Here is a 7,774-nt window from a genome sequence, read left to right on the forward strand (position 1 = left end):
GGGCGTCGATGACGGGGAAGCGAGGCTTGCGGATCTCGGTGACCCGGGTGACCAGTTGGGATTTGGGACGGAAGTTCTGAAGAAGCATTCCTGGGCGCTCTCCTCTCTAAGCCAGGATGACTTCGATGCCGAGGCGACGCAGGGCCGTCACCATTTCGGGGGGCGCGGTAGCATCCGTCACAATCCGGTGCACACTGATGACGGGCGCTAAGAAGGCCGAGGAAACCGCACCGAATTTGGTGTGATCGGCGACCAGGATGACCTCACGGCCCATCCGGAGGATGGCGCGATCGGTGAGGACCTCGGGGAGGTAATCGCTGGTCAGCCCGTGCTCCAGGCTGAGGGCACGGATACCGATGAAGACCTTGTCGGCGCGCAGCTCAGCAAGGGCCTGCTCGGCGATGTGCCCGATGAACGAAAGCTCACTGGGCCGCAATAGCCCTCCAATGCCAATGAGGGTGATGCCCGGCTCGTCTGCCAGGACGTTCATCACGGGCAGGGAGTTAGTGATCACCGTGAGGCCCTGCCGGCCCTTCAGGTGCCGGGCGACGGCAAGGGTGGTGGTGCCGGATCCGAGGAAGATCGTTTCGCCCTCCTGCACCAGGGCGGCAGCGGCCCGGCCGATGCGCTGCTTTTCCACAAATTGTTCCTGCTCCCGTTGCAGCAACGGCGGCTCCGGGGGCGCCCGCCGCACGAACACCGCGCCGCCGTGCACCCGCATCACCTTGCCCTCTTCCGCGAGGACTTCCAGATCGCGCCGGGCGGTAGCCTCGCTCACGCCGAAGCGCTTCCGGATCTCGGAGGTGGAAATCCGGCCGCTGCGCGCGATCCACTCCAACAGCTGCTGACGCCGTTCGTAACTGGAGAGGGCCCGCGATTCCTTCATAATCAATCATAATCGATCAGGATCAATCAACATGATAATCGATCCGGATCGATTGTCAAGTTTTTGTGAACCGCGTTTAAAGGCTCGGCGATGCTACAGCGAAGCCCTCTTCGTTGTCCCTTTTCCCTTCCACACCCCTTGCCTGTTCCCTCCATCGTCGGGAAAGGGCGCTGTTGAAGCCTAAATCCAACCGGGGCCTCTTCAATCTGAAAGCTGATGATTAGTTCACAACAGCGTGTTGTGGAGGGTTAGACCAAGCGCCCGGAGAGCCTGACTCTCTACCCTATCAGCGGCGAGCTTCCGCCGGTCAGGCTATAATAGATATCAACAGCGCTCTAAGGTTCCATCGGGCGTCTTTGCCCTTTCGGACTTAAAGAACGGGCACTCACGTGCCCGACGACGAACAAAAGACCACCGTTTGTAGTCGGGCATGAGGCGAAACGGAGTGCCCGCCCTAAGCGTTCTCAAAGAGGATGGGGCCATTCCACCTCATCCGGCCGGCTCCCAACGGTGTGATTCCCGGGAATATCCTTGGGATAGAGGGCCGAAGGCTCCCGGTCCCTATCCCGAACCCACAAACATGTCCAACAATTGAAAACGGCGAGGAAGGGGAAGAGTAGGCCGGAGCGGCGCCGCCAGAGCGGCGGGGCCAGGGGCTGAGAGCCTCGCTCGGCGACCGTCGGCTGAAGTTCGCCCCGGAGCCGGAGCGGCGAACCGGATCGCTTTTCCTCCAGGTCCGCAGTAGTCGCTCCCGGAGGGCCCGCCGTTATCCGGGCCGCCCATGGGAAGATGCAACCATGGGCCCATGAGAGGGTCTGGGGAGGAGGCGCCCAGGCCAAGCAGGGTGGTACCGCGGGGGATCCCACGCCCTCGTCCCTGGTGGGGATGAGGGCGCGATTCTTTCATGAGGACTTGTATCGACTTACACTGGGAAAAGCATCCGGGCAGGGAGGGACCTCACAGGATCCCCTCCCATCCTCTTTCCCCCTCTCTCCCTTAGCGAAAGCCGGGAAACGGGAAAGAGGAGGGACGAAGACTTCAGGTGGCGGTGAAGAGGGCTAAAGGCCCACTGCATCGTCCCGGAAACCCCCAAGTCAGAAATCAAAGGGGAATTCGATGTTTTGCGGATCGGTGAGGCCGCCCGATTCGGCCTCACTGGAACTTTCCTGCCGATTCATTCCAGGAGGAAGCGACAGGATGATCACTACAGATGAGCTGGAGCGACTGCAAGAGGAGGCATTGCGGGCTCTGGAGGCCCTGGATTCCGAGGAGGCGCTCCGGGCATGGCATGCCGGTTACCTGGGACGGCGGAGCCGGTTGATGGAGACGTTCGCCATGCTGGGGACGTTGCCGAAGGATCAGCGGCCGATTATCGGGCGCCGGGCCAACGAGGTGAAAGAGGCCCTCGAGGCCGCCTATGCCGCCCGCCTGGAAGCGGTCCGTCAGGCCGCCCTGCGCCGGGAGCTGGAGGCCCCGCCCCTGGACATCACCCTGCCCGGCCGCCCGGTCCGCGCCGGCCGGCTCCACCCGGCCACCCAAACCCTGCGGGAGATCGTGGCGATCTTCGCCGAGATGGGCTTCCAGGTCTTCACCAGCCGCGACGTGGAGACCGATGAGTACAATTTCCAGCTGCTGAACATCCCGCCTCATCACCCGGCCCGGGATATGTGGAGCACCTTCTATACGGACCGGGAGGGCGTGATCCTGCGCACCCATACCTCGCCGGGCCAGATCCACGCGATGCGGGCCTTCTGCCCGGATCCGGTGCGGGTGATCCTCCCCGGGATGTGTTACCGTTACGAGCAGATCACCGCCCGCTCCGAGATCATGTTCCATCAGGTGGAAGGGCTGGCGGTCGGCGCTCGGGTGACGATGAGCGATCTCAAAGGCACGCTGGCGGACTTCGCCCGGCGGATGTTCGGGCCGGAGCGCCGGGTCCGCTTCCGCCCCTCCTATTTCCCCTTCACGGAGCCCAGCGTGGAGGTGGACATCGACTGCATCCTGTGCGAGGGGCGCGGCTGCCGGGTGTGCAAATTCACGGGGTGGCTGGAGATCGCCGGGGCGGGGATGGTGCACCCGACCGTGCTGGAGAACGGCGGCTACGACCCGCGCCGCTTCACCGGCTTCGCCTTCGGCATGGGACCACAACGGATCACGATGCTCAAACATCGCATCGATGACATTCGATATTTCTGGTCCAACGACCTGCGCTTCCTGGAGCAATTCGGATGAGGATCCACCGGGTTTCCCCGGAAGAAAAGGGGCGGATCATCGAGCTCCTGAGCGCGGCCCTGGCCGCGGAGCCCGACGTGGTCTTCGCCTATCTTCACGGATCCTTCGTCGAGGCCGAGGGCTTCCGGGATATCGACGTGGCGGTCTTCCTCGATCCGCTCCCGGAAAGGCTCTGGCGTCGGGAGGGGGAGCTGGCGGACCAACTGGAAAGGGCCCTGCGCGATGCTGGCTTCTCTTTCCCCATAGACGTCCAGGCGCTCAACGAGGCACCGCCCGCCTTCCGGGCCGCGGCCATCCGACCCCGGCAGATCCCCTTCTGCCGGGACGAGGATCGACGGTCCGAGTTCGAGGCCGCCACGTGGTCGGAATACGCGGACGTCCGCCGCCTGCACGAAGCGTATCTGCGCGATGTGCTTTCTTTATGATCCATTATCGAAACGATCGAATGCGCTCGCTGATCTCTTCGCTGCTCGAAAGCCGGGACCGCCTGGCCTCATTGGCCCGGATGAGCTTGGAGGAGTTCATGGAGGATCCCCATCGTGCCGGAAGCGCCCGCTATCATTGGATCGTGACAGCCGAGGCGGTGGTGGATATCGCGCATCATCTGATCGCCCAGAATCGGTGGCGAACTCCAGAAACGTATAGCGAAGCAGTTCAGATCCTGGAGGGGCATCAAATCGTCTCGAAGGAGCTGACCCAGCGCTTGCAGGGATGGATTCGCCTTCGGAATCGCCCAGTTCATCGTTATTGGGAAACGGATGACCGGGCGGTTTTCGAAGCGCTCCCGGAGGCCTTGCGGGATATTAAGGATTTCATCCGCGCGATCGGAGCATCTACGGGGCTCTCCCCCTCCCATCCGCAGCAGGGCCCTTGAGCGCCCAACCCAGCACGTCCCGCACGTCCTTCCTGAAACGCTGGAGCGGGGCGCTCCGTGTTGTGCGCTGTTGCGGAGGGGTCTTCCATCGATCGCTTCATCCATCCTCGCCGGAGGGATGCGAGATGCGGGTTCCACTGCGCTGGTTGCAGGAATATGTGCCGGTCGATCTCTCGCCGGAGGAGCTGGCGGAACGGCTGACGATGGCCGGCCTGGAGGTGACCGCCATCGAGCGCTTCGGGATCCCCGGCGCTGCCCTGGAATGGGACCGGGAGCGCATCGTCGTCGGGCAGATCCTCCAGATCGATCGCCACCCCAACGCCGATCGCCTGCTCCTAGCCACGGTGGACTACGGCCGAGGGGAGCCGAAGACAGTGGTCACCGGCGCCCCCAACCTTTTCCCCTTTCGGGAGCGCCCCCTGGAACGGCCGCTGAAGGTGGCCTTCGCTCTGGAGGGCGCGACGCTCTACGACGGCCACCAGCCGGGGTGGGTCAAGATGACCCTTCAGGGACGAGCCATTCGGGGGATCTACTCGGATGCCATGGTCTGCTCGGAGAAAGAACTGGGGATCTCCGAGGATCATGAGGGGATCATCCTGCTGGACCCGGAGGCCCCGGTGGGGATGCCGCTGGCCGATTACATGGGCGATGTGGTCCTGGATATCGATCTCACGCCCAACCTGGCTCATGCCTTCTCGATCATCGGGATCGCCCGCGAGGTCGCCGCCCTCACCGGCCGACGCCTCCGCTATCCCTCCACCGCGGTGAAGGCCCTGGGCCCAGCCATCCGCCGCCTCGCCGCCGTTCGCATCGAGGACCCGGAAGGCTGTCCACGGTATTCGGCTATGGTCATCCAGCAGGTGCAGGTCCGCCCTTCCCCCTACTGGATGCAATGGCGGCTGCGGCTTTGTGGGCTGCGCCCCATTAACAACATCGTGGACATCACCAACTACGTGATGCTGGAATGGGGCCAGCCACTCCACGCCTTCGATTACGACCGGCTGGTCGAACGCGCTGGCGGCCGCCGGCCCACCATCATCGTCCGCCGCGCCCGGCCCGGCGAGCGCCTCCGCACCCTGGACGGGATCGAGCGAACGCTGGATCCGGAGGATCTGCTGATCTGCGATGAGGCCGGGCCCATCGCCATCGCCGGGGTGATGGGCGGAGCGGAGACGGAGGTCACCGAAGCCACCCGCACCGTGCTGCTGGAATCGGCGAATTTCGATTTCATCTCTATCCGCCGCACCGTCACCCGCCACCGGCTGCCCAGCGAGGCCAGCGCCCGCTTCGGCCGGGGGATCCACCCTGCCCTGACCGTGCCGGCCGCCCGACGGGCGGCCGCCTTGATGCAGCGGCTGGCGGGAGGCCGGGTGGCTCAGGGGATCGCCGACGCTTATGTGCGGAAAGCCCGTCGCGTGACGATCTCTCTCTCCGTCGAGGCGGTGGAGCGGGTCCTGGGCTTCTCGATCCCGCCCCGCCAGATCGAGCGGATCCTCCGTTCCCTGGAATTCCAGATGGAGCCGATCGCGCCCTCGCGCCGCCGGGGCCGTCGTCCGCCGCCGCCCACGGCCTGGCGGGTGACGGTGCCCGATCACCGGCTGGACTGTAGCCGACCGGAAGACCTCATCGAGGAGATCGCCCGGATCTGGGGCTACGATCGGATCCCCGAGACCCGGCTGCGGGACCCCCTGCCGCCGCAGCGAGGGAACCCCGCCTGGATCTTCGAGGAACGGGTGCGGGACATCCTGGTCGCCTGCGGGCTACAGGAGGTGATCACCTATTCCCTGATCCATCCGGACGACGAAGCCCGCCTGACCCCGCCCGATATGGTGAACCCTTACACGGCCATCGAGTATATCCGCCTGATCAACCCGATCAGCGAGGAGCGCACAGTGCTCCGTCACACGCTGCTCCCGGGTTTGCTACGCACCCTGGCTGACAACCTGCGGTTCCGGGAGCGCGTCGCCCTCTTCGAAGTGGGGAAGGTCTTCCTGCCGGTCCCTAACGCCGCGTTGCCGGAGGAACCGCGGCGCGTGGGCCTGGCCCTCACCGGGCCCCGGGATCCCTCCTCGTGGCTGCCCGTGGATCGCGCGCCGATGGATTTCTTCGACCTGAAAGGGATCGTGGAGACCCTGCTGGAACGGCTCCACATCCCTGAGGTCACCTTCGAGCGAGCCGAACATCCGACGTTGCATCCGGGCCGCGGGGCGGAGGTGAAGGCGGCAGGGCGTTCCATCGGGATTCTGGGGGAGTTGCATCCGCTGGTGCGCCGGGCGTGGGAGCTGCCAGACCAACCGGTGCTGGTGGCAGAGCTGGATCTGGAGGCGCTGCAGACGCTGACGCCGATGGCCCACACCTTCGAGGCCGTGCCGCGAGTGCCTCCGGTCGTGGAGGATCTGGCCTTCGTCGTCCCGGAGGGCGTGCCAGCCGCGGTCCTGGCGGCCGTGCTCCGAGAAGCGGGCGCCCCGCTCGTGCGCAAGGTGCGGCTCTTCGATGTCTATCAGGGAGATCCCATCCCGCCCGGCCATCGAAGTCTGGCGTTCACGGTGTTCTACCAGGCGGAGGACCGCACCCTCACCGATCGGGAGGTGGCGGGATTGCGGGAGCGGCTGATCCGCGCGGCAGCGGAGCGCTGCGGGGCAATGGTCCGGCAACGAGAAGAATAAACCCATCCACTCCCAAACGGAAATGTCCCCTTCCCTGCGGCCCAGGGCCGCAGGGAAGGGGAGATCGGGGAAAGGGTCACCGGTCCAGCGACTCAACCAGCGGTAAAAGCCCCACTGCCTTCCCAAACCGGGGATCAGTCGGCCCGAACGGAGGATTCAGAGGGCCAGGTGAAGCAGATCGAGTGGGATCGCCCCAGCCCCAAAACCCCTTTCCGAGTATGGAACGGCATACCGTTCCTGGACGAGGAAGGGGAAAGGAGGAATGGCCGAAGATGGAAGAAGAGCGCTGGCTTCGCTACGATCGACAGATGCGGCTGGACGGCTGGGGGATGGCGGGTCAAGAGCGACTGGCCCAGGCGCGTGTCGCGATTGTGGGCGCGGGAGGGCTCGGCTGCCCGGCTGCCCTCTACCTGGCCGCGGCCGGTGTAGGCACCCTCAAGCTGATCGACAGCGAGACGGTGGAACTCACCAATCTGAACCGCCAGATCCTCTACTGGAGCGAGGATATCGGCCGGCCCAAGGTCTGTTCCGCGGCGGAAAAGCTACAGCGATTGAACCCCCTGATTCGGATTGAACCGATCGAAGCGCGCCTGACCTCAGAGAATGTGGAAGCGCTGCTGGGGGACGTCGAGATCATCGTCGATGCGCTGGACAATTTTGAGACCCGGCTCATCTTAAACGATTACGCGGTTCGATCGCGCAAGCCGCTGGTGCATGGGGCCATCTGGGGATGGGAGGGTCGGGCGATGACCGTTCTGGCTCCTCAGACCGCCTGTCTTCGCTGCCTCTTCGAGGCTGGGCCGCCGCCAGGGGTTTTCCCGGTCGTGGGAACCACCCCGGGGCTGATCGCCATGATCCAGACGACGGAGGTGTTGAAACTCCTGTTGGGCCTCGGCGAACCTCTGTTCAATCGCTATCTCATCTACGATGGACTGACCATGGAGATGCGGGTCCTCCACGTCCGCCCCCGATCCGATTGTCCGACCTGCAGGATCCTGCGCACAGAGGAATAACGCCATGGGCAACTTCAGGCGACAAGTCCGATCCAAGCGCCCTCGGGAGGGAAGCGGGCCAGGCCCCTTCCCAGGGCCCCTGGGGCCCTGGGAAGGGGGGAAG

6 protein-coding genes are annotated in these 7,774 nt (G+C 64.8%); 5 read left to right on the forward strand and 1 reads right to left on the reverse strand.

Annotated elements, in window-relative coordinates; all coding sequences use genetic code 11:
• Positions 1-106: 106 nt before the first annotated feature.
• Complete coding sequence (locus tag NZM16_RS07035) at positions 107-886, reverse strand: DeoR/GlpR family DNA-binding transcription regulator (RefSeq protein WP_295450191.1); 780 nt, start codon at positions 884-886, stop codon at positions 107-109.
• A 1,197-nt stretch (positions 887-2,083) separates the two neighbouring features.
• Here NZM16_RS07035 and pheS point away from each other — a divergent pair.
• From pheS to NZM16_RS07060, 5 genes are all read left to right on the forward strand, one after another.
• Positions 2,084-3,118 carry a phenylalanine--tRNA ligase subunit alpha gene (gene pheS / locus NZM16_RS07040; protein ID WP_295479566.1) on the forward strand — a complete coding sequence of 345 codons (1,035 nt, stop codon included), beginning with the start codon at positions 2,084-2,086 and terminating at the stop codon, positions 3,116-3,118.
• On the forward strand, positions 3,115-3,543 hold the full coding sequence (locus NZM16_RS07045) for a nucleotidyltransferase domain-containing protein (RefSeq protein WP_295479569.1): 429 nt from the start codon (positions 3,115-3,117) through the stop codon (positions 3,541-3,543). The genes pheS and NZM16_RS07045 overlap by 4 nt, the downstream gene beginning before the upstream one ends.
• Positions 3,540-3,992 carry a DUF86 domain-containing protein gene (locus NZM16_RS07050; protein WP_295479572.1) on the forward strand — a complete coding sequence of 151 codons (453 nt, stop codon included), beginning with the start codon at positions 3,540-3,542 and terminating at the stop codon, positions 3,990-3,992. The genes NZM16_RS07045 and NZM16_RS07050 overlap by 4 nt, the downstream gene beginning before the upstream one ends.
• 125 nt (positions 3,993-4,117) lie before the next feature.
• Complete coding sequence (gene pheT / locus NZM16_RS07055) at positions 4,118-6,658, forward strand: phenylalanine--tRNA ligase subunit beta (RefSeq protein ID WP_295479575.1); 2,541 nt, start codon at positions 4,118-4,120, stop codon at positions 6,656-6,658.
• Positions 6,659-6,930: 272 nt separating this feature from the next.
• Positions 6,931-7,671 carry a HesA/MoeB/ThiF family protein gene (locus NZM16_RS07060; RefSeq protein WP_295479577.1) on the forward strand — a complete coding sequence of 247 codons (741 nt, stop codon included), beginning with the start codon at positions 6,931-6,933 and terminating at the stop codon, positions 7,669-7,671.
• Positions 7,672-7,774 lie beyond the last annotated feature (103 nt).

Source organism: Thermoflexus sp., from assembly GCF_025055495.1.
Taxonomy (GTDB): Bacteria; Chloroflexota; Anaerolineae; order Thermoflexales; family Thermoflexaceae; genus Thermoflexus.

Bases quoted from the DNA above. Each gene is read 5' to 3' on its own strand.
- NZM16_RS07035 (WP_295450191.1), bottom strand. From the start codon at position 886: ATGAAGGAATCGCGGGCCCTCTCCAGTTACGAACGGCGTCAGCAGCTG.
- pheS (WP_295479566.1), top strand. From the start codon at position 2,084: ATGATCACTACAGATGAGCTGGAGCGACTGCAAGAGGAGGCATTGCGG.
- NZM16_RS07045 (WP_295479569.1), top strand. From the start codon at position 3,115: ATGAGGATCCACCGGGTTTCCCCGGAAGAAAAGGGGCGGATCATCGAG.
- NZM16_RS07050 (WP_295479572.1), top strand. From the start codon at position 3,540: ATGATCCATTATCGAAACGATCGAATGCGCTCGCTGATCTCTTCGCTG.
- pheT (WP_295479575.1), top strand. From the start codon at position 4,118: ATGCGGGTTCCACTGCGCTGGTTGCAGGAATATGTGCCGGTCGATCTC.
- NZM16_RS07060 (WP_295479577.1), top strand. From the start codon at position 6,931: ATGGAAGAAGAGCGCTGGCTTCGCTACGATCGACAGATGCGGCTGGAC.